Source organism: Streptomyces asoensis (assembly GCF_013085465.1).
In the GTDB taxonomy this organism is placed as follows: domain Bacteria; phylum Actinomycetota; class Actinomycetes; order Streptomycetales; family Streptomycetaceae; genus Streptomyces; species Streptomyces cacaoi_A.
Map to the genome: position 1 here is coordinate 2,355,665 of NZ_CP049838.1, position 25,938 is coordinate 2,381,602.

Consider the following 25,938-nt stretch of genomic DNA (forward strand, 5'->3'; position numbering starts at 1 on the left):
GTGGCAGTTCAGCAGTCGGTCGGGCCGGATCCGTATTTCCCGGCGAACGGTGACCCCCGTTACCGGGTGCACCGCTACGAGCTCACGCTGGACTACCGCCCCGGCCCCAACCGGCTGTCGGGCGCGGCACGGATCAACGCCATCGTGGGACGCTCGGCGCTGCCGGAGTTCCAGTTGAACCTGGCCGACTTCAAGATCGGCCGGGTCCGGGTGGACGGCCGGCCGACGCACTACACCCACCGCGGCGGCCGACTGCGCGTGCGGCCGGCCAAGCCGCTGCGCGCCGGGGCCGCGTTCACCGTCGAGGTGCAGTGGTCGGGCAACCCCAAGCCGGTGAACAGCCCCTGGGGCGGGATCGGCTGGGAGGAGCTGAGCGACGGGGCGCTGGTGGCGAGCCAGCCCGTCGGGGCGCCCTCCTGGTACCCGTGCAACGACCGGCCCGCGGACAAGGCGTCGTACCTGATATCGGTCACGACACCGTCGGCGTACTCGGTGGTGGCGGGCGGCCGGCTGCTGACGCGGACCACGAAGGCCTCGACGACCACGTGGGTGTACGAGCAGTCGGCGCCGACGTCGAGCTATCTGGTCGGCCTGTCGATCGGGAAGTACCAGACCGTCCTGCTGGGCGATCCGGGGCTCGGGGGCATCCCCCAGCACGGGCACCTCCCGGCGGAGCTGCTGGCGGAGTTCTCGCGGGACTTCGCACGGCAGCCCGGGATGATGCACCTCTTCCAACAGCTCTTCGGGCCCTACCCGTTCGACGAGTACGCGGTCGTGGTGACGGAGGAGGAGCTCGATGTCCCCGTCGAGGCCCAGGGGTTGTCGCTGTTCGGCGCCAACCATGTGGACGGCTCGCGGGGTTCGGAGCGGCTGGTGGCGCACGAGCTGGCGCACCAGTGGTTCGGCAACAGTGTGTCCATCGCCGACTGGCGGCACATCTGGCTGAACGAGGGGTTCGCGAAGTACGCGGAGTGGCTGTGGTCGGAGCGGTCGGGCGGGCGCAGTGCGCAGCGGCTCGCCGCGGTCGCGCACCGGTCACTGTCCTCGCTGCCACAGGATCTGCGCCTGGCCGACCCCGGCCGCAAGTCGATGTTCGACGACCGGCTCTACGAGCGCGGCGGGCTCACCGTGCACGCGTTGCGCTGCGCCCTCGGCGACGACGCGTTCTTCCGGATGCTGCGCGCCTGGCTCGGGCTGCACCGGGGCGGGTCGGTGACGACGTCGACGCTCACCGCGCACGTGGCACGGTTCGCACCGGAGCCACTGGACGAGCTGTTCGAGGCATGGGTGTACGGCACGGCGCTGCCGCCGCTGCCGGTCCCGTCGGTGGAGCGGGGCGCCGAGTCGGCGTAAGCGCTCCGCTGTGCTTGGGGTGATGAACCGGCCGGTGGTGAGTCGGCACGGTGTTCGGCCTGCGGGCGGGTGGGGGCTGATCGCGCAGTTCCCCGCGCCCTTTACGGGGCACGACGCCCCCCGACGGGCGCGATCGGTGGGGCGGGCACAATGGGGTCATGGCCCGACGTACCGCCCGCCCGCGAGAGCGTGCCTCCGCCGCCGTCCCGTCCCACTGCCCGTGCGGGCTGCCCGCGGTCTACGAGGCCTGCTGCGGTCGCTACCACTCGGGTGCCGAGGCCGCGCCCGGTGCCGAGGCGCTCATGCGGTCGCGGTACAGCGCCTTTGTGCGGGGTGACGTGGGGTATCTGCTGCGGACGTGGCATCCGCGGACGCGGCCGGAGCGGCTCGAGCTCGATCCGGGGATGCGGTGGACGGGTCTGGAGATCCTCGGGACGGCGGACGGAAGCGCCTTCCACACGACCGGGACCGTGGAGTTCCGGGCCTCCTACCGGGGCGGCGCGCTGCATGAGCGCAGCCGGTTCGAGCGGGTGGCCGGGGCCTGGGTGTACGTGGACGGGGAGTTCCCGGAGAACCCCGAGTAGCGCGCTAGGGCGCCAGGATGTCCAGTTCCTGGAGGGCGCCGACCGTGATCTCCCGGGTCAGTTGTTCCGCGCGGGCCGCGTCGCCCTCGCGGACCGCCTCCGCGACCTGGACGTGGAGGGTGACGGCGGCCGGGTCGGGGTCCTCGAACATGACCTCGTGATGGGTGCGGCCCGCCAGGACCTCCGCGACGACGTCGCCGAGGCGGGCGAACATCTCGTTGCCCGAGGCGGCGAGGATCACCCGGTGGAAGGCGACGTCGTGGACGAGGTATCCCTCCAGCCGGTGGCCGCGTGAGTTGGCCACCATGCCGAGCGCGCACTCGGTGAGCTCGGCGCACTGCTCCGCCGTGGCGTGTTTCGCCGCCAGGCCCGCCGCGACCGGCTCGATCGCCGAGCGCAGGACGGTGAGCGAGCGCAGCTGGTGCGGGCGGTCGGCGCCGGCCAGCCGCCAGCGGATGACCTGCGGATCGTAGACGTTCCACGCGGCCCGGGGGCGGACCGTCACGCCCACGCGGCGGCGGGACTCGACCAGGTGCATGGACTCCAGGACGCGGACCGCCTCGCGCATCACCGAGCGGGAGACGTCGAAGCGCTGGGCCAGTTCGTCGGTGCGCAGAACACTGCCCGGCGGGTACTCACCCGCGGTGATGGCGGGGCCCAGGGCGTCCAGTACTTGGCCGTGCAGACCCCGGCCCGGAGTGGTCATGCACTCAGAGTACGGGGTAGATCACGGAGCCAAAAAGTCAGACTTATTTGTCACACACTCTTGAATTCGTCGTACCTAATCGGTTTCAGTGTCGTCGGCGTCCGTTGGCGTCAGACGTCGAGGCAGACAGCGAGGCAGAGATGCGTACCCCCCATGTCGTCGTGGTGATGGGCGTCGCCGGCACGGGCAAGACCACCATCGGTCCCCTGCTCGCCGCCCGGTTGGGCGTTCCGTACGCCGAGGGCGACGACTTCCACCCGCAGGCCAACATCGACAAGATGTCGGCCGGCACCCCGCTCGACGACGACGACCGGTGGCCGTGGCTCGACGCCATCGGCGGCTGGGCGGACGCGCGGGCCGGACTCGGCGGGGTCGTCAGCTGCTCGGCGCTGAAGCGGTCGTACCGCGACCGGCTGCGGGCCGCGGCCCCCGGGGTCGTCTTCGTGCACCTCGCGGGCGACCGCGCGCTGATCGAGGACCGCATGGCGCACCGTCAGGGCCACTTCATGCCGACGGCGCTGCTCGACTCCCAGTTCGCCACGCTCCAGCCCCTCCAGGCGGACGAGGCCGGCGTCGTCGTCGACGTCTCCGGCAGCCCGGAGGCCATCACCGGGCGGGCCGTGACCGCGCTCGACGCGCTTCCTCAGCCTGCCTGACCAGCCAGTACCACCCCGTACCACCCCGTACCACTCCGTACGGCCCTCCCCCGTCCCCGTTACCTGCAAGGGAATCACCCGTGACCAGACTCAGTGTCGAGATGCTGGCAGCGGACACCGTCGAGCCGATCACCTCGGCCGGCCACGCGCAGCTGGGCATCGCCGTTCTGGCGGGCATCGCCGTGATCGTCCTGCTCATCACCCAGTTCAAGCTCCACGCCTTCCTGGCGCTGACCATCGGCTCGCTCGCGCTGGGCGCGTTCGCCGGGGCGCCGCTCGACAAGGCCATCGCCTCGTTCACCACCGGGCTCGGCGCCACCGTCGCCGGCGTGGGCGTGCTGATCGCGCTGGGCGCGATCCTCGGCAAGATGCTCGCGGACTCCGGCGGCGCCGACCAGATCGTGGACACGATCCTGGCCAAGGCGGGCGGCCGCTCGATGCCGTGGGCGATGGTGCTGATCGCCTCCGTCATCGGTCTGCCGCTGTTCTTCGAGGTCGGCGTGGTGCTGCTGATCCCCGTCGTGCTGATGGTCGCCAAGCGGGGCAACTACTCGCTCATGCGGATCGGCATCCCGGCGCTGGCCGGTCTGTCGGTGATGCACGGTCTCGTCCCGCCGCACCCCGGTCCACTGGTCGCGATCGACGCGGTCGGCGCCAACCTGGGCGTCACCCTGGCGCTGGGCGTGCTCGTCGCCATCCCGACGGTCGTCGTCGCGGGTCCGCTGTTCTCGCGGGTCGCCGCCCGCTGGGTCGACGTCCCCGCCCCCGACCGCATGATTCCGCAGCGGCCCTCCGAGGACCTGGAGAAGCGGCCCGGCTTCGGCGCCACGCTCGCGACCATCCTGCTGCCCGTCGTCCTCATGCTGTCCAAGGCGCTGGTCGACATCGTGGTGGACGACCCCGAGCACACCGTGCAGCGCGTCTTCGACGTCGTCGGCTCGCCGCTGATCGCCCTGCTCACCGCCGTCCTCGTCGGCATCTTCACGCTGCTGAGGCCCGCCGGGTTCGCCAAGGACCGGATCTCGGGGCTGGTCGAGAAGGGGCTCGCCCCCATCGCGGGCATCCTGCTGATCGTCGGCGCGGGCGGCGGCTTCAAGCAGACGCTGATCGACTGCGGCGTGGGTCAGATGGTCCTGGACATCTCCAAGGACTGGTCGATCCCGGCGCTGCTGCTGGCCTGGCTGATCGCGGTGACCATCCGGCTGGCGACCGGTTCGGCGACCGTGGCGACGATCTCGGCGGCCGGCCTGGTCGCGCCGCTCGCGGCCGACATGTCGACCACGCACACCGCCCTGCTGGTCCTGGCCATCGGCGCCGGTTCGCTGTTCTTCAGCCATGTCAACGACGCGGGGTTCTGGCTGGTGAAGGAGTACTTCGGGCTCACCGTCGGCCAGAACATCAAGACCTGGTCGGTCATGGAGACCATCATCTCCGTGGTCGCCGGCGGCCTGGTCCTGCTCCTCTCGCTGGTCATATAGCGGTACGGCGGGAGCGGGAAGGAGAAGGAGTACGAGCATGAGTCACCCCCTGTTCGACATCAGCGGCCGGACCGCCCTGGTCACCGGCTCCAGCCGGGGCATCGGGCTGGCCCTGGCCCGGGGCCTCGCGGAGGCCGGCTGCACGGTGGTCCTCAACGGGCGGGACGCGGACCGTCTCGAGCGGGCGGCCGCCGGACTGCCCGGCGAGGTGCACACGAGCGTGTTCGACGTCACCGACGGCTCGTCGGTGGGCGCCGGGATGGCCGAGATCGAGGACCGGGTCGGTCCGCTCGACATCCTGGTCAACAACGCGGGTGTGCAACTGCGGGCCCCGCTCCTGGAGTTCGCCGAATCCGACTGGCACCGGCTGCTGGACACCAACCTCACCAGCGCGTTCCTGGTGGGCCGGGCGGCCGCCCGCGGGATGACGGAACGCGGCCACGGAAAGATCATCAACATCTGCTCGCTCCAGAGCGAGGTGGTCCGCCCGGGCATCGCGCCCTACGCGGCCACCAAGGGCGCGCTGAAGATGCTCACCAAGGGCATGTGCGCGGACTGGGGGCCGTACGGCGTCCAGGTCAACGGGCTCGGTCCGGGCTACATCGAGACCGAGCTGACCGGGCCCCTGGTCCGGGACGAGGAGTTCAGCGCGTGGGTGCGGCGCCGTACCCCGGCCGGGCGGTGGGGTACGACCCAGGACCTGGTGGGCGGGGTGCTGTTCCTCGCCTCTCCCGCGGCGGACTTCGTCAGCGGGCAGGTGCTGTACGTCGACGGCGGTATGACGAGTGTGCTCTGAAGGGGCGTGACGAGGGATGCTCGGTTGTGTGATCCACGGTCGGGGCGACCTGCGCGTCGAGGAGCTGGCGTCGCCGGTGCCCGGACCGGGCGAGGTGCTCGTCGCCGTCCGCTACGGCGGGGTCTGCGGCTCCGACCTGCACTACTGGCGGCACGGCGGGGTCGGTGACTTCCGTCTGAAGGAGCCGATGGTGCTGGGGCACGAGGTGGTCGGGACGGTCGTCGCGTACGGCTCCCCCTCCCCCTCGGGTCCCCCTGCGGGTACGCCGGTCGCCGTGCACCCGGCCACTCCGTGCGGGGTGTGCCCGGAGTGCGCGGACGGGCGGCGCCATGTCTGCCGGGACACCCGCTACCTCGGCAGCGCGGCCCGGACGCCGCACGTGCAGGGTGGGTTCGTGGGCGAGATCGTCGTCCCCGTCGCGCAGGTGCGGTCGCTCCCGGAAGGGCTTCCGCCGCGTCGGGCCGCGCTCGCCGAGCCGCTGTCGGTGGCGTTGCACGCGGTGCGGCGGGCCGGCCCGGTGACCGGGCGGCATGTCCTGGTCACCGGCGCCGGACCGATCGGCGCTCTGGTGGTCGCGGCGGCGAAGGCGGCCGGCGCGGCCCGGGTGACCGTGACCGACCTGCTGCCCACCGCGCTCGGCCATGCCCGCGCCGTGGGCGCCGACACCGTCGTACGCGCCGACGATCCGGCGGATCCCGGGTGGCCGTCGGAGGTGGACGTGGCCGTCGAGGCGTCCGGAGTGGCCGCCGGTCTCGACAGCTGCCTGCGGCTGGTACGGCGTGGCGGGGTCGTCGTGCAGCTGGGCATGCTGCCGCCGGGGCAGAGCCCGTTCGCCGGGAACCTGGTGGTCAGCCGGGAGATCGAGCTGCGCGGGGCGTTCCGCTTCGACACGGAGTTCGACGCGGCGCTGCGCCTGCTCGCGGCCGAGCCCGCCTTCGACGCGCTGATCAGCGCGGTGGTCCCGGTGCGGGAAGCGGAGTCGGCGTTCGCGCTCGCCGCGGACCGGGACCGCTCCTGCAAGGTGCTGCTGGACTTCGGGAGTTGAGGGCCGACCGAGGAGAGCGGGTGAGGGTCCGCCTAGGGGCGCCACAGGCGGTGTTCCCGGTGGGCCCATTCCCGGCTCACCGAGCCCGTGCGCATCCCGCGGCGGGCCTCCGGATCGCCCAGGGCCATGCCGATGTGGCCGGCCAGGACGACGCCGATCGTGAGGGCGAGCCAGTCGTGGACGAAGGTCGCGCTGGTGCGCCACATGATCGGGGTGAGGTGGGTGAACCACATGAGCAGGCCGGTGCCGAGCATCACGAGGGTCGCCCCGGCGATCCAGGCCGCGTAGATCTTCTGTCCGGCGTTGAACTTGGCCGCCGGACGCGACTGCCGGCGCTTGTCCCGGCGCAGGGCGGCACCCAGCCAGCGGCGGTCGTGCGGGCCGAAGCGGTTGAGGTGGCGCAGGTCGGCGCGGAACGCGCGGGAGGCGAGGCCCGCCAGGACCGGGACGGGCAGGGCCAGGCCGGCCCACTCGTGGACGCGGACCACCAGCTCGCGGCGGCCGACGAGCTGGGCGAACTCGGGGATGTACAGGACGGCCGCGGTCACCACGCACACGCCCATCAGCAGGGCCGTGGTGCGGTGCACCCACCGTTCGGCCCGGGTGAAGCGGGGGATCTCCGTGGTCGCCGGCGGCGCCTCAGCTCGTAGGCTCATCGTCCCGTCCGTTCGAGCGGCCGACCCAGGCGTCGACGTCGTAGCCACGCTCCTCCCAGTAGCCGGGCTTCACCTTCTCGGTGACGGTGATGCCGGAGAGCCACTTGGCGGACTTGTAGAAGTACATGGGCGCCACATAGAGGCGGACGGGGCCGCCGTGGTCGTGGCCGAGGTCCTTGTCCTGCATGCGCAGCGCGACCAGGACGTCGGCGCGGCGGGCCTGGGCGAGGGTGAGGCTCTCGGTGTAGGCGCCGTCGAAGCAGGTGAAGCGGATCGCGCCGGCCTCGGCGTGGACTCCGGCCGCGTCGAGCAGGGCGGACAGCCGGACGCCCTCGAAGGGCGTGCCCGGCACCCGCCAGCCGGTGACGCACTGGACGTCCTTGACCATCCGGGTCTGGGGCAGGGCCCTGAGGTCGGCCAGCGTGTAGGTGGCGGGCCGGTCGACCAGGCCGTCCACGGTGAGGCGGTAGTTCGTGGCGTTCTTGTGCGGGACCGAGGACGTCACCGAGTAGTAGCGGAAGCCGCCGCCGTTGGGGAGCAGACCGGTGAGGCCGGTGGGGTCCTTGTCGGCGGCGCTGCCGAGGAAGGCCTCCATACCGCGCTGGAGCGGGGGCGCCGCGACGACCCCCAGGGCGCCGAGGGCGAGCGTGCCGAGGAAGACCCGCCGGCCGACGGGTGTGCCACGTTCCGCGGGCGCTGCGTCCGGACCGGCTGCCTCGGGTGTCTCGGCCGGCTCCGATGGTTCGGGGTTCACCCTTCCATTCGAGCACTCGGGGGCCCGCCGGTGCCAGGGATCCCGGGCGGCCGTCAGACTTCCGTCATCAGTTCTTACCCGGCTCTCAGACCGAGCGCGGTGGCACGGGCCGTGTGGAAGGCCTGGTGGGGGTCGCGGTCCGGGTAGGACCAGGGCTCGGGGGTGGCGTGCCGGCCGATGCGGTGGAAGAGGGCGGCGGCCTCGGCGCCCCGGCCCTCCAGGACCTTGGCGTGGGCGAGGAAGTTCAGGTCGATCAGATGGCGGGGGTGGTCGTCGTGCTCCCACTCCAGCCACCAGTCGAAGGCGGCCTTCATCACGCCCCGGGCCCGGCCGTCCCGCCAGTGCCCGGAGGCGGCGGGGTCGGTGGGCGCGAAGCCGTGGGCGGCCAGGACACGATAGCGCTCGGCGTGCGCGACGACCGGGAGGATCGCCAGCGGGGAGTCGGCGGGCGCCTGTTCGGCGGCCCAGGCGGCGAAGTCGTAGACCTCGTGCAGCGGGTCCGGGCCACCGTCCGCGCGGCGGTCGGCGAGCCGGGCGACCATGAGGTGGTGCGCGTGATGGTGGTCGCGGTGCCGGGTCCGGACCTCCTCGAAGATCCGTACGGCCTCCGCCCCGCCGCCCCGTTCCAGCTGGAGCAGGCCGAGCCAGGGGGTGGGGTCGGCGGGCGCGAGCGCGGCGGCCGAACGGCATGCGGCTCGGGCGACCGCCGCGTCCTCCTTGTCGCGCAGGGTCCGGCGGACCTGGGCCAGGGCGAGCAGGACGGCTGCGTCGGCGCTGCCGGGTTCGGCGATCAGCCACTCGTGGGCCCAGGCGACCGCGTAGGGCTCGAGGGCGAGGACCGCGGTCCGGTGTGCGCGGCGGTCCCAGTCGGCGCCCGTACGGGCCAGCAGGGCGCGGACGGGCTGCCGGCGGCCCTGGGTCAGCGCGGCGCGGGCGAGGCCGAGCTCGGTGTCGTCCAGGGCCGGGTCGGGGATCCGGGGAACGTGCTCGTGAGCACGGCCGGGAGGGGGCGGGGGTAAGGGCACCGCGGGACTTCCTCATCCTCCTCGGCGGCGGCTCTGACATCGGCCCGCGATCGGCCGATCACGCACAGCCAATCCCTAGGGAACACTCATCGTCAAGGGTCGGGGAGAGATGACGGGCGCCGACCGCTCACCGGTGGCGAAAATCCGGTGGCGGAGCGCCGCTGGTGGGACCCCCTGCCGCCGGGTGTCGCGGCGCCCGGTGTGGTGTACGCCATGGCGCGGCCCGGCCGGAGCCCACACCATGGCCGTAGGGCCGCCCCGCACCCCCGGCCCTGTTCTCGGGTGCCGCGGCCGAGTCGACCGCCCGGTTCCGGGTACTCAAGGCGCTGAGGGCGCTGGGACGCTACAGTCGGCCACTACGCACTCCCGTCCGTGGTCCGACCGGATGATCGAGGTAGGCAGCGTGTCGGTTCTGGTTCTGGTTCTCGCCGTGAGTGCCGCCTGCTGCCTGGGCTTCGGGTTCGTACTCCAGCAGAACGCGGCCCAGCGGGCGCCGCTCGGCGACTTCCTCTCACCGCGGCTGCTGCTCGACCTGATGAGGGTGCCGCGCTGGCTGGGCGGCATCGGCCTCATGGTGGCGGGCATGGCGCTGGGTGCGATCGCGCTCGGACAGGGCGAGATCTCCCTGGTGGAACCGCTGCTCGCGACCAATCTGCTGTTCGCCCTCGCGCTCTCCCGGCACCAGACGAAACAGCCCCTGGGCCGCCAGGGCTGGGCGGGCCTGGTCCTGCTCGCGGGCGGGGTGACCACCTTCATCGTGGCGGGCGAGCCGCGCGGCGGCACCGCGGTCTCGGATCCGCTGCGGCACTGGCTGATCATCGGAGTGATGATCGGACTGGCGCTGCTGCTCACCACGTACGCCAAACGCTCCCGGCTGAGTTCAGGACCGGTGCTGCTGTCCCTCGCGGCCGGCCTGCTGTACGGCGTCCAGGACGCGCTGACCAGGGTCAGCGGGCAGCGCTTCGCCGCGGGCGGCCTCGGCGAGCTGCTGACCGGCTGGCAGCCGTACGCGGTGCTCGCCCTCGGTGTGACCGGCCTCGTGCTGGTCCAGAGCGCGTTCGAGACGGCGCCCCTGCGGATGTCGCTGCCCGCGCTGACCGCGGCGCAGCCCCTTGCCGGGATCATCTGCGGGGTCGGCTTCCTCGGCGACCGGTTGCGCACCGACACCGGCGCGCTGGCCTGGGAGGCGGCGGGGCTCGCGGCGATCGTCGCGGGCATCGTGCTCCTCGGACTGCACCCGGCGATGCCGCGCGGCACGGCGCCGCGGGAACGGGTCCCGGACCTCCAGCCCCAGTAGCCGCCGGCACCGGTGGCGGGCCTGCTTGGATGGGCCCATGAGCGCTGCTGACGAGATCCTCGACATCGTCGACGAGAACGACCGGGTGGTCGGACAGTTCCCTCGCGGACAGGCATACGCCGAGGGCCTGCGGCACCGCTGCGTCTTCGTCCGGGCCAGGGACGCCGAGGGCCGGATCTTCGTCCACCGCCGCACCCCGACCAAGCTGGTCTTCCCCTCGTTGTACGACATGTTCGTCGGCGGGGTGGTCGGCGCGGGCGAGGCGTACGACGACGCCGCGCTGCGCGAGGCCGAGGAGGAACTGGGTGTGAGCGGCCTGCCCCGCCCGGAGTTCCTCTTCAAGTTCCTGTACGACGCGGGCGCCGCCGGAAGCTGGTGGTCGGCCGTCTACGAGGTCCGCTGCGATCTGCCCGTGCACCCCCAGGTGGAGGAGGTGGCCTGGCACGAGTTCCTCCCCGAGGAGGAGGTCGAGCGACGGCTGTCCGTCTGGGAGTGGGTGCCGGACGGGCTGGCGGCGTACGAGCGGCTGAAGGCGTACCGGACGACCGGCTGAGCAGGGCGGGAACCGCTCCCGCGGGCACCGGGAGCCGGGCGGACGACGGTCGGCGGGTAGGGTCCTGCGGGTGATCGCTTTCGTGCAGAACGTCCGGTTGTGGTTCGCTCCCGAGCAGGTCCGGGAGGAGGGCCGCACACCCGACTACCGGTTCTCGCTGGCGAACGAGCGCACGTTCCTGGCCTGGCTGCGCACCGCGCTCGCGCTGATCGGCGGGGGTTTCGCGGTGGACCAGTTCCTGCCGGATCTGCGCTGGGGCTGGCGGGTCGGGCTGGCGCTCGCGCTGCTGGCCGCGGGCGTGCTGTGCTCCCTGCGCGCGGTCAACCACTGGATGCGCTGCGAGCGGGCGATGCGCCGGGGCGAGGACCTGCCCGCGTCCCGCTTTCCGGCGCTGCTGGGCGTGCTGGTCGCGGTGGTGGCCCTGGCGATGGCCGTCGTGGTGCTGGTGGGGTGGGAGGGGTGAGCGAAGAGGCCCGGCCGGTGCGTGACCCCGGCCTTCAGCCCGAGCGGACCCGGCTCGCCTGGCGGCGTACGACGCTGGCGAGCACCGTGGCCGCCGTGCTCGCCGTGAAGGCGGCGCTGCACGGCGGGGTGTCGGTGTCCGGGATCGTCGCCTGCGCGCTGTGCTGCGGCCTGTGGCTGGCCTTCCTGTGGCTCGCGCACCGCCGGATCCACGCCCTCTCCGCCACGGCGAGCCCGGCGGCCCTGACCCCGCGGCACGCCACCGCGGCGGTCCTGTGCGCGGTGGCGACGGCGGTGTGCGCCGCGGCGCTGGTGGTCGTCTAGGGCCCCGCCGGCCTCACTGCTCGCCGCTCCCCCCGTTCCCGCCGTTCTCGGCGGCCTCGTCCGCCCAGTCCACCGTGACCACGATCTTGCCCCGGGTGCGGCCCTGTTCGTTCAGCCGGTAGGCGTCCGCGGCGCGCTCCAGCGGGAACGTCTCGGAGACGTGCACGGACACCACGCCCTGTTCGGCCAGTTCCGACAACCGGGTGAGGTCGTCGGCGTCGGGCCGGACCCAGAAGTACCGGCCGCCGTACCCGACGACGTCCCCGTCGGCGATCGACGCCAGGCGTCCTTCCGGGGCCAGCAGGTTGGCGGAGACCCTCAGCGTGTCGCCGCCGACCGTGTCGAAGGCCGCGTCCACCCCCTCGGGGGCCAGCCCGCGCACCCGCTCGGCCAGCCCCTCGCCGTAGGTCACGGGCTCGCCGCCCAGCGAGCGTACGAAGTCGTGGTTGGCCTCGCTCGCCGTGCCGATCACCCGGGCGCCCAGATGGCGGGCGAGCTGCACGGCGATGGAGCCGACGCCGCCCGCGGCCGCGTGGACGAGAACGGTCTCGCCCCGCTTCACCTGGAGGGCCTGGGTCAGCACCTGGTAGGCGGTGAGCCCGGTCAGCGGCAGGCCCGCGGCCTCCTCCCAGGTGAGGTTGCGCGGCTTGCGGGCGAGGGTGCGCACCGGAGCGCCGACGTACTCGGCGAAGGTGCCGCGGGAGAGGAAGTCCTCGCGGACGTAGCCGATCACCTCGTCGCCGACCGCGTACTCCGCGACGGACACCCCGAGCTGCACGACGACCCCCGCGACGTCCCACCCGGGGATCACCGGGAAGACGGCGTCGAGCATCGGGTCCAGGTAGCCCTCGCGGGCCTTCCAGTCGACGGGGTTCACGGCCGCCGCCCGGACCTTCACCAGCACCGAGTCTGGGCCGATCTTGGGCTCGCGGACGTCCCCGTACGCGAGCGTCTCGGGGCCGCCGTAGCGGGAGTAGCTGATGGCCTTCATGGGTCCGACCCTCCGGGGTACCCGGACGCCACGCAAGCCGAATGACCCGATATGCGGAGTTCGCGTGGCAGCCTGTCCGACGTCATCACCCCGCAGCTTCGAAGGTGAGCAGCATGACCACCCTCCATCTCGAGCACTCCGCCCACACCCACACGCACGGCCCGGACTGCGGGCACACCGAGGTGCGGCACGGCGACCACGTCGACTACGTCCACGACGGGCATCTGCACCGTGAGCACGGCGGCCACTGGGACGAGTGCGAGCCGCGCGGGCATGTGGCCCACGACGGGCACGAGCACCGGCACGGCGAGGACTGCGGGCACGCGCGCGTGCGGCACGGCGACCACATGGACTACCTGCACGACGGACACCGGCACGCCGAGCACGACGGGCACTGGGACGACCACTGACGCGTACGGAGGACGACGGCCCAGGCGGCCGAGAACCGCCCTTCGACAGCTCCCCGGGTACTGCCCGGGGAGCCGTCGCCCTATCGTGGCCCCGATCACGTTGGGCGTGACCACTGGACGGCATACCGACCGGTCGGCATCATGGTGCGCATGCTGATTCCCCGCCCCGTCCGTAGGAGCTGCGCATGAGCCCCGACCACCCGCCCGGACTCGACCTCGACCGGCTGCGCGCCCTGCTGGAGCGCGAGCGTCCCGGTCTGGTCGACGGCCCCCTCACCGGCCGGCTGATCGAGGGCGGACGGTCGAACCTCACCTACGCGGTCTCCGACGGCACCGCGAAGTGGGTCGTGCGGCGCCCTCCGCTCGGGCACGTCCTGGCCACCGCGCACGACATGCGGCGCGAGCACCGGGTGATCAGCGCCCTGCACCCGACGAGCGTGCCGGTGCCGCGCCCGGTGCTGCTGTGCGAGGAAGAGGAGGTGCTCGGAGCGCCCTTCTACGTCATGGAGTTCGTCGAGGGCACCCCGTACCGCACCGCCGACGAGCTCGCCCCGCTCGGTGAGCGGCGCACCCGGGACGCGGTCCTCTCGCTGGCGGACACGCTGGTGGAGCTGCACGCGGTGGACCCCGCCGCGGTGGGCCTGGCCGACTTCGGCCGGCCCGAGGGCTTCCTCGACCGGCAGCTGCGCCGTTGGGGCAAGCAGCTGGACGCCTCCCGCAGCCGCGACCTGCCGGGGATCGACGAGCTGCACGCGGCGCTCGGCCGCGGGCTGCCGCACTCCCCCGCCCCGGCGGTCGTGCACGGCGACTACCGGCTCGACAACGTCCTGATCGGGCCCGACGACACGATCCGGGCGATCCTCGACTGGGAGATGTCGACGCTCGGCGATCCGCTGACCGACCTTGGGCTGCTGGTGATGTACAGCGTGCCGCTGGAACTCCCCGGCTCGCCCATCTCCACGACCGCCTCGGCTCCCGGACACCCGTCGCCGGCCGAACTGATCGAGCGGTACGCGACCCGCTCGGGGCGTGATGTCTCGGCGGTCTCCTGGTACACGGCGTTCGCCTGGTTCAAGCTCGCCGTGATCCTGGAGGGCATCCACTACCGGTACACGCTGGGCCAGACGGTCGGGCGCGGCTTCGACCGCATCGGGGAGCTCGTCCCCGTCTTCATCGAGCACGGACTGACCACTCTCCAGGAAGGCTGACCGGCATGGACTTCGCGTTCGACGCACGCACCGAGGAGCTCCGCGCCAAGCTGCTCGCCTTCATGGACGAGTACGTGTACCCGGCCGAGCCCGTCGCCGAGGAGCAGCGCGCGCTGCTCGCCTCGCCGTGGGACACCCCGGCCGTGGTCGAGGAGCTGAAGGAGCAGGCCCGCAGCCAGGGCCTGTGGAACCTGTTCCTCCCCGACGCCGAGCACGGCGCCGGTCTGACGAACCTCCAGTACGCGCCGCTGGCCGAGATCACCGGCCGTTCCCCGCAGTTGGCGCCGACGGCCCTGAACTGCGCCGCCCCGGACACCGGGAACATGGAGGTGCTCGCCCAGTTCGGTGACGAGCGGCAGCAGAAGCAGTGGCTGGAGCCGCTGCTGGCCGGGGAGATCCGCTCGGCGTTCGCGATGACCGAGCCGGAGGTGGCCTCCTCCGACGCCACCAACATCACCACGCTCATCGAGCGGGACGGCGACGAGTACGTCATCACCGGGCGCAAGTGGTACATCTCCGGGGCGATGAACCCGGAGTGCAAGATCTTCATCGTGATGGGCAAGACGGACCCGGACGGCGCCGACATCCGCCGTCAGCAGTCCATGGTGCTGGTGCCGCGCGACACACCCGGCGTCACCGTCAAGCGCGCCATGAAGGTGTTCGGCTACGAGGACCACTCCCACGGCGGCCACGCCGAGGTGATCTTCGACCAGGCGCGGGTGCCGGTGACGAACCTGATCGGCGAGGAGGGCGGCGGCTTCGCCATCGCCCAGGCCCGGCTCGGCCCCGGCCGCATCCACCACTGCATGCGGCTGATCGGCATGGCGGAGCGGGCGATCGAGCTGATGTGCCGCCGGGCGGTCTCCCGCGACGCCTTCGGCAAGGCGCTGGCCCAGCAGGGCGTGGTCCACAACTGGATCGCGGACGCGCGCGTGACGGTCGAGCAACTGCGGCTGCTGGTCCTCAAGACCGCGTGGATGATGGACACCGTCGGCAACCGGGGCGCTCACTCGGAGATCCAGGCCATCAAGATCGCGACGCCGCGTGCGGTCGTCGACATCCTCGACCGCGCGATCCAGCTGCACGGCGCGGGCGGCGTCAGCCAGGACTTCCCCCTGGCCGAGCTGTACGCCGGCGCCCGCACCCTGATGATCGCCGACGGCCCGGACGAGGTCCACCAGCGGTCGCTGGCGCGGCGGGAGTTGAAGAAGTACCTCTAGGACACGCGGTAAGGGGCGGTCGCCATGGCGACCGCCCCTTACCTGTCGTCCCGCCCGCTCAGGGGCGCAGCGCCCGCAGCAACAGGTCCGCCAGATGGTCGGCGACCTCCTTCGGCCCCATCGAACCGTCCGGGCGGTACCAGGTCGACAGGTGGTGGACCGAGCCGAAGTGGTAGTCCACGACCAGGTCGGCCGGGGTCGCCGTGGAGAAGACGCCGGCCTCCTGGCCCTCCTCGACGAGGGCGCGGAAGCGTTCGTGGTAGCGCCGGCGCTCGGCCCGCACCTGCTTGTTCTTCTCGGGGCTCAGGTGGTGCATGGAGCGGAAGAAGATCGACGCGTCGTCGAGGTTCTCGATCGTCGTGACGACGACGTCCGCCGCCGCGCCCCGCAGCCGCTTCTCGATCGGCTCGTCGGCGTTCGCGAAAGCGTCCAGACGCTCCTGCTGAACGCGCAGCACGCGCGCGTACACCTCGTGCAGGAGGTCGTCCTTGGAGCCGAAGTAGTGGTACAGCGCACCCTTGGTGACGCCTGCCGCCTCGACGATCTCCTGCACCGAGGTGCGGTCGTAGCCCTGCTCGGCGAAGAGCCGGGTGGCGGCGGCAAGGAGCCGTTGCGGAACAGGAGCCTCTCCACCGTCCGTCGTCCTGGGCACTGCCGCCACCTGCCTTCCTCTATGCCGTATCGGCGAGCCGCACCGGCTGTCGTACTGCTGACTCGCTGCCGGCGTCCTGCTGATTGTTTCCTGCTGATTGTTACCGACTGTCCTGCGGACGGGAACGCAGCTCCCGACGGAGGATCTTGCCACTCGCCGTCTTGGGCAGGTCGGGCAGGATCTCCACCTGGCGCGGATACTTGTACGCCGCCAGCCTGTCCTTGCAGTAGGCCGCGAGCGTATCCGCATCCGCGTCGGCGCCGGGACGCAGGCTGATGTAGGCCTTGACGGTCTCCCCGCGGTAGCCGTCCGGCACCCCGACCACGGCGGCCTCGCGCACCGCCGGGTGGGTGTACAGCACGTCCTCGACCTCGCGCGGCCACACCTTGAAGCCGGACGCGTTGATCATGTCCTTCTTGCGGTCGACGACGTACAGCCAGCCCTGTTCGTCCATGAACCCGATGTCGCCGGTGCGCAGCTCGCCGTCGGGGAAGGTCTCGGCGGTGGCCTCGGGCCGGCGCCAGTACCCGGGGACCACCTGAGGACCGCGCACGACGATCTCGCCCTGCTCGCCGAAGGGCACCTCCGCGCCCTGGTCGTCGACGATGCGGACGACCGTGTCGGGCCCGGGCACGCCCACGGCGAGGGTCCCGGAGGCCGGGTCGACCGGCGCCTCGAGCTGGGGCGGCACGGAGGCGCAGGGCGCGGTGCACTCGGTGAGTCCGTAGCCGTTGCGGATGTACGGCCCGAAGCCCGCCCGGAACTTCTCCACCAGGGCGGGCGGCACCGGCGCGCCGCCGGAGGAGATGTTCACGAAGGACGCGAAGTGCTCGCGGGTGACGCCGGGGTGGGCGGCCAGCGCCATGAAGGCGGTGGACGGGCCCACCGTGTAGTGCGGCTTGTGCTCGGCGAACGCCTCCAGCACCACGCCCGGCTCGAAGCGGTAGGTCAGGACGAGCGTCCCCGCGCTGTTCAGACAGGCGCCGAGCTGGCAGACCATGCCGGTGATGTGGAAGAGCGGCGCGAGGGCGTAGTAGACGGGCGCCTCGGGCAGGCGCAGCCCGGTGCGCTGCCGCTCGGCGTTGACCATGATGTTGCGATGGGTGTTGGTGGCGCCCTTGGGGGCGCCGCTCGTGCCCGAGGTGTAGCTGATCAGGGCGATGTCGGCGGGGGCGGCCTCGCGACCCTCGGGGGCCTTGTGGCCGGCGCGGGCGACGGCGGTGAGGTCGTCGGCGTCCGGCGTCTGCGGGAGCCGTTCGAAGGTCAGCACGCGCGCGTCGCCCCGGGTCTGGAAGTCCAGCTCGCAGCCGGTGAGCACGATCCGCACCGGCGAGTCGGCGGCCGTCTCCCGCAGATACGACTCCCAGGCGCGGTCGGAGCAGATCAGCGCGGCCACCTCGCCGTCCCGCAGGACGTGGGCGACCTCGCCCGACTTGTACATCGGGTTGACGGGGACGACCGTCGCGCCCGCCTTCCAGGCGCCGAGCAGGGCGAGGACGAAGAGCGGGGAGTTCTGCAACAGCACGGCGACCCGGTCACCGGGCTCCAGGCCGCGGGCGGCGAGGTGACCGGCCACGGAGTCGCTGAGCTCGTCCACCTCCCGGTAGCTGAGCCGCCCGTCGAAGTAGGCGAGGCAGGTGCGGTCGGGGGCCTCGGCGACGGACCTGCGGAAGGCGTGCACGAGGGAGTCGGCGGGGTCGATCGGGGCGCGCTGGGCCTCGTCGAGGAGGGCCACCCAGGGCTTGGCCGCGTAACGGGAGGCGGGCGCGGTCATTCGGCGGTCTCCCACTTCTGCTGGAGGTGGTTCATGTTGGTCAGCCAGCCGTCGGGGTCCCCGGCCCGCACCTGGTAGTACCCGGCGACCTCGGGGTGCGGCAGGATCAGGAAACGGTCCTCCGCGATGCCCTTGAACAGGGCGTCCGCCACGTCCTGCGGCTCGATCGCGGTCGGCTTGAGCACCAGGTCGCCCGCGCTGCCGGTGGCGTCCAGCATGTCGGTGCGGACGCCCTGGGGACAGATCGCGTGGACCTTGATCCCCCGGTGGCGGTAGGTCAGCGACAGCCACTCGGCGAAGGCGTACGCGCCGTGCTTGGTGACGCTGTACGGGGCGGCGCCGATCATCGTGAGCAGCCCGGCGGCGGACACGGTCGAGACGAACCGGCCCCGGCCGCGCTCCAGCCAGTCCGGGAGCAGCGCGTGGGCCGCGCGGACATGGGCCATGACGTTGACGTCCCAGGCGAGCGCCCAGACGGCCTCCTCGGCCGACTCCGAGCCGCCCGAGGCGACGCCGGCGTTGGCGCAGTACACGTCGACGGTGCCGCCGAGCGCCTCCCGGGCCCGGTCGACGATCTCGGAAGCGTCGCCGGGGACCGCGATCCCGCCGATCTCGTCGGCGACGGCATGCGCCCGGTCCGCGTCCAGGTCGTTGACGACGACCCGGGCTCCCTCGGCGGCGAAGCGGCGGGCCAGCGCGGCCCCGATACCGCCTCCCGCTCCGGTCACGACCACTCCGGCATCCTGCACGGCTTCCACCATCGGTCTCCTTCGACGCGACTGCGGCACGAATCGGCTCTACCGCCAGACTAACCAGTCGGTATGTTGCGACGGAAGGGGTGCCCCGATCCCGGCCCGGGATCGGGCCGGGATCGGCTCGGACCTGTTCCGGCGGACGGGACGGGATTGCCTCTTGTACGGATGAGCCGTGACGTATGGCCAATTGCCCCTGTTCGCAGGACGATGCGCGCACCTGGCGCACCGCTTCGGGGGACGAGGGAGCCTGTCATGGCGGATCCGGCGATGAGCGTGACTCCCTACTGGGAGCTGACCTTCGACGCCGACGGGGACATCGACGGCGCACAGCGGGACCGGCTGCTGACCGGGGTGAGGCGGAGCGGTGTCCGTGACCTGATCGTCTTCTCGCACGGCTGGAACAGCGACCGCTCCGGCGCGACCCGGCTCTACAGCCGCTTCTTCGCCCCGATCCCCGCGCTCGCCCCGGCGGCGCGCATCGGCTACGTGGGCGTGGTGTGGCCGTCGATGCGGTTCTCGGACGAGCCGATCCCCGACCTCCCGCGCTCCGCGGCGGCCGCTGAGACCCGGCGCCCGGCCCTGGACGGGGAGACCCGGCACGCGCTGCTCGAGACGTTCCCCGGCCGGGCCACGGTGGTCGACCGGATCGCACGGCTGCTGGAGCAGCGGCCGCCCGAGGATGCCGAACTGGAGGAGTTCGGCCGGCTGGTGCGGCTGCTGGTGGACGTGGTGCCGCCGGGACCACAGGCTCTGTTCGGGGCGGACACGCTGGCGGAGGGTGTGCCACAGGACGAGCCGGAGATGTTCGCCTGCCCGACAGCGTTGGCCTGCGAGCAGTTCGCGCGGGCCCTGTCCGGCCTCGATTCCGCACCGGGGGCCGGGGAGTTCGCGCTGCCCGACCCGTGGGACGGGGCGCACGAGCTGCTGCGGCAGGCGACGTACTACGCGATGAAGCGGCGCGCCGGGACGGTCGGCGAGCGTGGACTCGGGCCGCTCGTCGGGCGGTTGGCGGCGGCGGTGCCGGCCGTTCGGGTGCATCTGGTGGGGCACAGCTTCGGCGGGCGGCTGGTGTCGTTCGCGCTGCGGGGGCTGCCGGACGGGGTACGCACGGTGAAGTCGGTGACGCTGCTCCAAGGGGCCTTCTCGCACTACGCGTTCGCCCCGCGAGGAGTGCTCCAGGGCCAGCAGAACCGGATCGACGGCCCCCTGGTGTGCTGCTACTCGCGGTTCGACCAGGCGCTGAGCACGATGTACCCGCTGGCCTCGCGGATGGCGGGCGACGCCCAGGGGCTCGTCGGGGAGGTGCTGGGCGCCAAGTGGGGTGCCATGGGGCACGACGGGGTGCAGGCCGTGCCGGGCACGCACGCGCGCGTGCTCGCCGACGCGCTGTCCGGGCCGCTGCCGAAGTCGGGGTGCGTGAACGTCGACGCGGCGGCGGTGGTCCGGCGGGGCGGGGCGCCGGCCGGGGCGCACAGTGACATCGTGCACCCCGAGCTGGCGCGGCTGGTGCTGGCGGCGGGCCGGATCCGCTAGGACGCGACCCGCCGTCGTGGGGACTGACGGTGTGACGTGACTACCGGTGCGAGGTGAACTCCACCACCTGCTGGAAGGTGGGCCGGTTCTGCCAGCTGATGTTGCCGTGCTTGATGCCGCCCAGGGTGCGCTGGACGATCGAGTCGGCGCACCACTGGTTGCCCGCCGCGCACAGGGCGTCGCCCGGGTAGACCTGGGCCGCGGTCTTGCCGGCCGCCGTCTTCAGGGTGCTGATGAGGATGTCCCGGCAGCTGCTGACGGTGCCGCTGCCGCAGTACTTCTGGGGCAGCGCGCCCTGCACCGACTCACCGAGCACGGCCCGGATGTCCTTGTCGACATAGCTCCACCAGCCGTACTGGAAGGAGCTTCCGGCGTGTGCCCCGGTCGGGCCGTGGGCGGCCGACGGAGCCTCGTCGATCGGCAGGTTCGCGGTGAACGCCGTGTACAGGCCGGTGCCGAGGCCGGGTTCGAACTCGGCCTTCACCAGCAGCGGCCACCAGGCGTCCAGAATGCGGATCGCGTCGGCGTCGGCGTACGTCTTGGAACCGGCCGTCGTCTCCGTCCGCTTGCCGCCCGCCGTCAGCCAGGTCTGGAGCTTGGTCACCGCGGCCGCGGCCGTGGAGTCGGTGACCGTGGAGCTGTTGATCACCTTCAGCAGGTCGGGCAGGACGTCCTCGGCGCGCAGGTCGGCGAGCGCCGCGTCCGCCATCGCCTTCGTCAGGGACGCGCGCGTGACGCCGCCGGCCGCGACCAGCTTCTTCACCCGGTCCTCCAGCAGGTTGCCGCGGTGCACGGACCCGTCGCCCCAGGAGGCCGTCGAGTAGTCCTTGGCCTGCTTGTTGTTCCAGGAGATGTAGTAGTCCTGGTCGATGGAGTTGGGATGCGCCGAAGCCGGGGTGTACTCGGCCGTGTTGGTGGCCGGCACCCAGCTCTTCCACTCGTACGCCGACTGCGCCCACACCGGGAACTCGGCGTCGACACCGCTCGCCCTTACCGGGTTGTCGCCGCTGTTGTAGTACGCGGTGTGCGTGGAGTCGGCGTAGAACCAGTTGAAGGTGTAGTTGATGTGCTGCACCGCGCTCTGGAAGGTCTGCGGGCTCTTCACGTAGTCGGGGTCGTTCAGCATCTGGAAGCCGATGATCGAGTCGGCCTCGTGCATGAAGGACGAGCGCAGGGTCGTGTAGGCGACCTTCTTGCCGCCCACGGTCGCCCGGTACTCCACGGGACCGTACTTGGTGCGGTACACGCGCATCGTGTACGAACCGGCGGCCGTCCCGTCGGCGGTGGTGGGCTTCCAGGCGTTCTTCTGCTCCACCACGTCCATGGCCGTGCAGGTGCCGTGGAAGAGGTAGTGGTAGTCGTCCTGGCAGAGTTCGACCGCGTAGGTGTCGATGATGTCCTGGCCGGAGGTCGTGGCGCTCCACGCGTAGTCCTGGCCGCGGCCCAGCTCGACGTACATGCTCAGACCCGCGAAGGAGGCACCGCGGGCGCTGATGCCCGGGCCCTGGATCTCCTGGAGCATGAGCAGCTGCGGGGCGAAGTAGCCGGTCTGCGGGCCGAAGACGGCGATCGGGTGGCCGCTCGCGGTGGCCTGACCGCTGACGACGAGGGCGTTGGACATGCCGCGCCTGGCCGAGCTGAGGGCGGTCGCGGTCGCCGTGGCGGAGGTGGCGGTCGCCGTGGCGTCGCCCCCGGTGCCCGTGGCGTCGTAGATCAGCGGCTGCGAGGTCACCGAGCCGGTGTCGGGCAGTGCCGCGCCCTGCGGGCTCGCGGGCTTCGTGGCGTAGGGGAAGCTCTGGCCGTTGTGGACGGTGAGCACGGCCTCGGGGTCGTTGCGCTCGCGGAACGCCTCCCAGACCTGGGTGCCCTGCTCCACCCCGTACTTCTCCTGCGCGGCGAGCAGCGACACCGCGTTGTTGACCTCGCCGCCGCCGCCCGAGCCGAAGAGCGCGCCGATGACCGAGGCCAGCGCCACCAGGTCGGTGATCTTGAAGTGGTCGATGGTGCCCGCGTTGGTGATTGAGTCCTTGTGCCCGGTCAGAACGTATTCACCGGGGAAGTAGCGGCCGCTGTCGGAGGCGTCGATGTAGGCGTTGACGCCGGCCAGGTAGGCGTTGGCGTCGGCGAGTGCCTGCTGGCCGCGGGTGCCGTTGTTCGCCACGGCGTTGTCGATCTGGGCCTGGAGGTCTGCCTCGGTGTACGGAGCGTTGCGCCAGAACTGCTGTTCAAGACCCTGGTTGGAGGGGTCGCCGCCCGCGAAGGCGGTGAGCTGGCCACGGCCGACGTGCCGGAAGACGTCCATGAGCCACAGCCGGTCCTGGGCTGCCGCATACCCGGCGCCGAACTCGGTGCCGTATCTGGTGGTACCGGTGATGTGCGGCACACCCGTCTTCTTGTCGCGGACGATCGTCACGTCGCTGCGGCCCGCGGGACTCAGGGTGGAGGCGACTTGATCGGAAGCGACACCGAACGACGCGTCGTTGAAGAACGTGTTGATCGTGGCGTTGGTGAGCGTGGGGTAGCCCTTGGCCAGGTTGGCGTAGGGGCCGAGCTGGTCCTCGGCGTGGTCGGGCTGGGTGCCGAAAGCCTGGTTGAGGAGGATCTGCGCCAGGGTGGCGTTGCCGTTCTCGCCGGGCGGCAGGATGTCGGAACACTGGCCGCCGCAGTAGTCGTTCGCCGCCGTGACCTCGGCGGCTGCCGCCACTTGGGAAAGCGGCGACAAAAGACCGGCAATCAGGGCGCATACGGAGGCTGTCTTCAGGAACCCGGGGAATCTGCCGGGAGTTCTCAGTCTGTCGAGAGTGAAGCGGGGGGTTCGCCGTGGCATCGGCTGCTCCTAGCGACGGGGGGGTCGGCGGAAGGTTACCGCCGGTATCCCCGGGATTGAAGATGAACATGCGTCAAGTTTTCGACAGGTGGAGGTCCTCGGAAATCGGATGGAGCCGAATCGCATGTCGATACGTCTATTCGACGACGTCCGTACGACGACGCCGAAGTGACCGAAGTGCAGATGCAGATGTGACGGAGGTGCAAGGCGATGGCCGGTTTCCGGAGTCTGGCGAGACAGGTGCGAGACCCCCGGTGCGATCTGGCACTGCGGCGGTACTCACTGCGCAAGTGCCTTGAACGGTTCGCCCCCTACGGACACCGCGCGACCTGGGACCACCTGTGCTCCCGGGCCGGGTTCGGTCCTGAGGACCGCTCCCCCGATCCGGCGCGGCTCGTGGCCGCGTTGGACGAGCTGGAGGAGGCGCGGGCGGTGTGGCTGGCCTACGAGGGCGAGTTCGCCGAGCGCCGCAGGAAGGAGAAGCACGACGGGCTGCGCAGGCCCGGCAGTGTGGACGACTGGCACCGGCTGACCTGGGGCGGTTTCGGTGTCGCCTGGTGCGACGACCCGCGGCTCCACCCCCGTGAGCCGCTGGCCGACGTGCTGCGCAAGCTGATCGCCGCGCTGGAGCGCGCACCGGGTTCCGGCTGCCCGGTGTGCGGCGGCGAGCGGCTGCCGTGGAAGTACGACCTGGATCACGAACCGTCGGCCGGCCCGGTCTGCGCGGACTGCGGAATTCTCGTACCGCGCCCCGTGCTCACGCCCGAGGCCCTGGCGTACGCCAGGAGCGGACGACTGCTGCTGTCGGCCTGACACGGCCCGAGTTCTGCCAAGGTCGGCCCGCGGCCGGCCTGAGAGCACGGCGGGGGTGCGCCGGGGATGCCGCACCCCCAGTTATGCCGGTACAGCCGACCGACGGCGTTGTCAGTGGCGGGTGTCACCATCGAGGCATGGTGCAGGTCTGTCTCAACGGAGCGCGCGGCGCCGCGGACGGTGCGATCGTGCCGCTGACGCCCGAGGCGATGGCGGACGCCGCGGCCGAGGCCGTCGCGGCGGGGGCCACGGATGTCCATGTCCATCCCAAGACACCGTGCGGCCTGGACACGATGTCGCCGCGGGTCGTCGCGGCGACCCTCGACGCGATACGGGCGCGGGTCTCGGTGCCGGTCGGTGTGACGACGGGTGCCTGGGCGCACCCGGACCCGGCCGCCCGGCTCACCCGGGTGCGCGACTGGACGGTGCTGCCCGACCACGCCTCCGTCAACTGGCACGAACCGGGCGCGGAGGAACTGGCCGCCGTCCTCCTCCGGAGAGGCGTGGGCGTGGAGGCCGGCATCTGGTCCGGTACGGACGGGGCGGCGCGGTTCGCCCGCTCACCCCTCGGCCCCAAGGTGCTGCGGGTGCTCGCGGAGGTGACGGACACCACCCCGGACACCGCCGAGTCGTCCGCGCACGCTCTCCTGACCGAGCTCGGCACCGCGTTCGGCCGTCCGATTCTGCTGCACGGGGAGGACGGCGGCGCGTGGCCGGTACTGCGGCTGGCGGCGCGGCTGGGCCTGTCGACCCGAGTGGGCCTGGAGGACACGCTGAGCCTGCCGGACGGCGAACGGGCCCTGTCCAACGCTCAGTTGGTGACCGAGGCGCTGACCCGGCACGGGTGAACCCACCGCTCGGGGGAGTGACGCTACCAGCCGCTAATCGGGTCGCTCCATTCCTTTCCGGCGGGGAGAGTTGGGGGCGATGAAACCCAACCGAGCCACGCCTCGAAGGCCTTGAAGGAGCCCCTCATGTCGACGCTGCGCGTCACCGCCGAAGTGCTGACCGTCCACGAACACCCCAACGCCGACGCCCTCGAACTGGCCCAGGTCGGCCTGTACCGGGCCGTCGTCGCCAAGGGCGCGTACCGCACCGGCGAGGCCGCCCTGTACATCCCCGAGCAGTCGGTGCTCCCCACCGGGCTGGTCGAGGAGCTGGGGCTGACCGGGCGGCTGGCGGGCAGCAGGTCGGACCGGGTGAAGGCGGTGCGGCTGCGGGGCGAGCTGTCGCAGGGGATCGTGTGCCGGCCCGAGGCGCTGGCGGACGTCGATCTGGCGCTGGCCGCCGCGCAGGGCACCGACTTCGCGGAGCGGCTGGGCATCGTCAAGTGGGTGCCGCCGATCCCGCCGACGATGAGCGGCGACGTCGAAGCGGCGCCGGATCTGCTGCCCTGGGTCGACATCGAGAACATCCAGCGCTACCCCGGCATCTTCGAACCCGGCGAGCCGGTGATCCTGACCGAGAAACTGCACGGCTCGGCGTGCCTGCTCACGTATGTCGCGGACGAGGAGCGGGTGTACGTCTCCTCGAAGGGCTTCGGCTCGAAGTCCCTCGCCCTGACGGAGGATCCGAGGAACCTGTACTGGCGGGCCGTACGCGGCCATGGCGTCCCCGAGGCGGCCGCCCGTCTCGCCGAGCGGCTGGGCGCGCGCCGGATCGGTGTCTTCGGGGAGGTGTACGGAGCGGGCGTGCAGGACCTGACGTACGGCGCGGACGGCCGACGCGACACCCTCGGCTACGCGGTGTTCGACGTGTCCGCGGAGATCGACGGCGTGGTGCGCTGGCTGGACGCGGCGGAGCTGCTGGACGGCGAACTGCCGCTCGTTCCCCGCCTGTTCGAGGGCCAGTACGACAGCGAGCGGGTCCTGGAGATCGCCACCGGCCGCGAGACGGTGTCCGGACGCGGGCTGCACCTGCGCGAGGGGGTGGTGATCCGGCCGGCCGTCGAGCGGTACAGCCCGGTGACGGGGGGTCGGGCGATCGCCAAGGCGGTGAGCGGCGCGTATCTGACCCGCAAGGGCGGAACCGAGTACGAGTGAGGAACCGGGTGGGAGAGGAGACGG

General features: G+C 72.0%; 26 protein-coding genes. 17 read left to right on the forward strand and 9 right to left on the reverse strand.

Annotated elements, in window-relative coordinates; genetic code table 11:
* Both G9272_RS10470 and G9272_RS10475 read left to right on the forward strand, forming a co-directional pair.
* Nucleotides 1-1,353, forward strand: a complete 1,353-nt coding sequence (locus tag G9272_RS10470) for a M1 family metallopeptidase (RefSeq protein WP_171396292.1) — start codon at nucleotides 1-3, stop codon at nucleotides 1,351-1,353.
* Nucleotides 1,354-1,511: 158 nt separating this feature from the next.
* Nucleotides 1,512-1,937: a YchJ family protein gene (locus G9272_RS10475; RefSeq protein WP_171396293.1), complete on the forward strand. Its 426-nt coding sequence runs from the start codon at nucleotides 1,512-1,514 to the stop codon at nucleotides 1,935-1,937.
* 4 nt (nucleotides 1,938-1,941) lie between these two features.
* On the opposite strand, the gene G9272_RS10480 is transcribed toward G9272_RS10475, so the two are convergent.
* Entirely contained in the window at nucleotides 1,942-2,643 is a 702-nt protein-coding gene (locus G9272_RS10480) for a FadR/GntR family transcriptional regulator (RefSeq protein WP_171396294.1), read from the reverse strand.
* A gap of 140 nt (nucleotides 2,644-2,783) precedes the next feature.
* Between G9272_RS10480 and G9272_RS10485 the strand changes: the two genes are divergently transcribed.
* From G9272_RS10485 to G9272_RS10500, 4 genes are all read left to right on the forward strand, one after another.
* On the forward strand, nucleotides 2,784-3,299 hold the full coding sequence (locus G9272_RS10485) for a gluconokinase (protein ID WP_171396295.1): 516 nt from the start codon (nucleotides 2,784-2,786) through the stop codon (nucleotides 3,297-3,299).
* A gap of 80 nt (nucleotides 3,300-3,379) precedes the next feature.
* Entirely contained in the window at nucleotides 3,380-4,777 is a 1,398-nt protein-coding gene (locus G9272_RS10490; RefSeq protein WP_171396296.1) for a GntT/GntP/DsdX family permease, read from the forward strand.
* A 37-nt stretch (nucleotides 4,778-4,814) separates the two neighbouring features.
* Nucleotides 4,815-5,573 (forward strand): SDR family oxidoreductase, encoded by a 759-nt coding sequence (locus tag G9272_RS10495; RefSeq protein WP_171396297.1) that lies wholly within the window; start codon nucleotides 4,815-4,817, stop codon nucleotides 5,571-5,573.
* A 16-nt stretch (nucleotides 5,574-5,589) separates the two neighbouring features.
* Nucleotides 5,590-6,618 (forward strand): L-idonate 5-dehydrogenase, encoded by a 1,029-nt coding sequence (locus G9272_RS10500; RefSeq protein ID WP_171396298.1) that lies wholly within the window; start codon nucleotides 5,590-5,592, stop codon nucleotides 6,616-6,618.
* A gap of 32 nt (nucleotides 6,619-6,650) precedes the next feature.
* Here G9272_RS10500 and G9272_RS10505 read toward each other — a convergent pair whose 3' ends face one another.
* From G9272_RS10505 to G9272_RS10515, 3 genes are all read right to left on the reverse strand, one after another.
* The gene (locus G9272_RS10505) at nucleotides 6,651-7,274 is read right to left on the reverse strand and encodes a cytochrome b/b6 domain-containing protein (RefSeq protein ID WP_171396299.1); all 624 of its coding nucleotides are present in this window, start codon (nucleotides 7,272-7,274) and stop codon (nucleotides 6,651-6,653) included.
* The gene (locus tag G9272_RS10510) at nucleotides 7,258-8,028 is read right to left on the reverse strand and encodes a molybdopterin-dependent oxidoreductase (protein WP_171396300.1); all 771 of its coding nucleotides are present in this window, start codon (nucleotides 8,026-8,028) and stop codon (nucleotides 7,258-7,260) included. The genes G9272_RS10505 and G9272_RS10510 overlap by 17 nt, the downstream gene beginning before the upstream one ends.
* 74 nt (nucleotides 8,029-8,102) lie before the next feature.
* On the reverse strand, nucleotides 8,103-9,053 hold the full coding sequence (locus tag G9272_RS10515) for a hypothetical protein (protein WP_171396301.1): 951 nt from the start codon (nucleotides 9,051-9,053) through the stop codon (nucleotides 8,103-8,105).
* A 403-nt stretch (nucleotides 9,054-9,456) separates the two neighbouring features.
* Between G9272_RS10515 and G9272_RS10520 the strand changes: the two genes are divergently transcribed.
* The 4 genes from G9272_RS10520 to G9272_RS10535 all read left to right on the forward strand — a co-directional run bounded on the left by G9272_RS10520 (nucleotide 9,457) and on the right by G9272_RS10535 (nucleotide 11,689).
* Nucleotides 9,457-10,350 (forward strand): DMT family transporter, encoded by an 894-nt coding sequence (locus G9272_RS10520; protein WP_171396302.1) that lies wholly within the window; start codon nucleotides 9,457-9,459, stop codon nucleotides 10,348-10,350.
* 37 nt (nucleotides 10,351-10,387) lie between these two features.
* Entirely contained in the window at nucleotides 10,388-10,903 is a 516-nt protein-coding gene (locus tag G9272_RS10525) for an NUDIX hydrolase (protein ID WP_171396303.1), read from the forward strand.
* Between the two features lie 70 nt (nucleotides 10,904-10,973).
* Nucleotides 10,974-11,366, forward strand: a complete 393-nt coding sequence (locus G9272_RS10530) for a YidH family protein (protein WP_171396304.1) — start codon at nucleotides 10,974-10,976, stop codon at nucleotides 11,364-11,366.
* Nucleotides 11,363-11,689 (forward strand): DUF202 domain-containing protein, encoded by a 327-nt coding sequence (locus G9272_RS10535; protein ID WP_171396305.1) that lies wholly within the window; start codon nucleotides 11,363-11,365, stop codon nucleotides 11,687-11,689. Before G9272_RS10530 ends, G9272_RS10535 begins: the two co-directional genes overlap by 4 nt.
* A gap of 13 nt (nucleotides 11,690-11,702) precedes the next feature.
* Here the strand turns inward: G9272_RS10535 and G9272_RS10540 are convergent, their stop codons facing one another.
* A complete protein-coding gene (locus G9272_RS10540) occupies nucleotides 11,703-12,680 on the reverse strand; it encodes an NADP-dependent oxidoreductase (RefSeq protein WP_171396306.1) in 978 nt (325 codons plus the stop codon).
* A gap of 113 nt (nucleotides 12,681-12,793) precedes the next feature.
* Here G9272_RS10540 and G9272_RS10545 point away from each other — a divergent pair, with 113 nt between their 5' ends.
* The 3 genes from G9272_RS10545 to G9272_RS10555 all read left to right on the forward strand — a co-directional run bounded on the left by G9272_RS10545 (nucleotide 12,794) and on the right by G9272_RS10555 (nucleotide 15,518).
* Entirely contained in the window at nucleotides 12,794-13,090 is a 297-nt protein-coding gene (locus G9272_RS10545) for a hypothetical protein (protein WP_171396307.1), read from the forward strand.
* A gap of 185 nt (nucleotides 13,091-13,275) precedes the next feature.
* Nucleotides 13,276-14,298 (forward strand): phosphotransferase family protein, encoded by a 1,023-nt coding sequence (locus G9272_RS10550; protein WP_171396308.1) that lies wholly within the window; start codon nucleotides 13,276-13,278, stop codon nucleotides 14,296-14,298.
* Between the two features lie 5 nt (nucleotides 14,299-14,303).
* Nucleotides 14,304-15,518: an acyl-CoA dehydrogenase family protein gene (locus tag G9272_RS10555; protein WP_171396309.1), complete on the forward strand. Its 1,215-nt coding sequence runs from the start codon at nucleotides 14,304-14,306 to the stop codon at nucleotides 15,516-15,518.
* A 58-nt stretch (nucleotides 15,519-15,576) separates the two neighbouring features.
* Here G9272_RS10555 and G9272_RS10560 read toward each other — a convergent pair whose 3' ends face one another.
* The 3 genes from G9272_RS10560 to G9272_RS10570 all read right to left on the reverse strand — a co-directional run bounded on the left by G9272_RS10560 (nucleotide 15,577) and on the right by G9272_RS10570 (nucleotide 18,705).
* Entirely contained in the window at nucleotides 15,577-16,170 is a 594-nt protein-coding gene (locus G9272_RS10560) for a TetR/AcrR family transcriptional regulator (RefSeq protein ID WP_171396310.1), read from the reverse strand.
* Nucleotides 16,171-16,270: 100 nt separating this feature from the next.
* A complete protein-coding gene (locus G9272_RS10565) occupies nucleotides 16,271-17,944 on the reverse strand; it encodes a class I adenylate-forming enzyme family protein (protein WP_171396311.1) in 1,674 nt (557 codons plus the stop codon).
* Nucleotides 17,941-18,705, reverse strand: coding sequence for an SDR family oxidoreductase (locus G9272_RS10570; RefSeq protein ID WP_171396312.1), 765 nt, complete (start codon nucleotides 18,703-18,705; stop codon nucleotides 17,941-17,943). The genes G9272_RS10565 and G9272_RS10570 overlap by 4 nt, the downstream gene beginning before the upstream one ends.
* A 246-nt stretch (nucleotides 18,706-18,951) precedes the next feature.
* Between G9272_RS10570 and G9272_RS10575 the strand changes: the two genes are divergently transcribed.
* The gene (locus tag G9272_RS10575; protein WP_171396313.1) at nucleotides 18,952-20,232 is read left to right on the forward strand and encodes a serine-threonine protein kinase; all 1,281 of its coding nucleotides are present in this window, start codon (nucleotides 18,952-18,954) and stop codon (nucleotides 20,230-20,232) included.
* 40 nt (nucleotides 20,233-20,272) lie between these two features.
* Here G9272_RS10575 and G9272_RS10580 read toward each other — a convergent pair whose 3' ends face one another.
* Nucleotides 20,273-23,059: a penicillin acylase family protein gene (locus G9272_RS10580; protein ID WP_171396314.1), complete on the reverse strand. Its 2,787-nt coding sequence runs from the start codon at nucleotides 23,057-23,059 to the stop codon at nucleotides 20,273-20,275.
* Between the two features lie 210 nt (nucleotides 23,060-23,269).
* Here G9272_RS10580 and G9272_RS10585 point away from each other — a divergent pair, with 210 nt between their 5' ends.
* From G9272_RS10585 to G9272_RS10595, 3 genes are all read left to right on the forward strand, one after another.
* Nucleotides 23,270-23,872, forward strand: coding sequence for a hypothetical protein (locus G9272_RS10585; protein WP_171396315.1), 603 nt, complete (start codon nucleotides 23,270-23,272; stop codon nucleotides 23,870-23,872).
* A 137-nt stretch (nucleotides 23,873-24,009) separates the two neighbouring features.
* The gene (locus G9272_RS10590) at nucleotides 24,010-24,720 is read left to right on the forward strand and encodes a 3-keto-5-aminohexanoate cleavage protein (protein WP_171396316.1); all 711 of its coding nucleotides are present in this window, start codon (nucleotides 24,010-24,012) and stop codon (nucleotides 24,718-24,720) included.
* Between the two features lie 126 nt (nucleotides 24,721-24,846).
* The gene (locus tag G9272_RS10595; RefSeq protein WP_171396317.1) at nucleotides 24,847-25,914 is read left to right on the forward strand and encodes an RNA ligase (ATP); all 1,068 of its coding nucleotides are present in this window, start codon (nucleotides 24,847-24,849) and stop codon (nucleotides 25,912-25,914) included.
* Nucleotides 25,915-25,938: the final 24 nt, after the last annotated feature.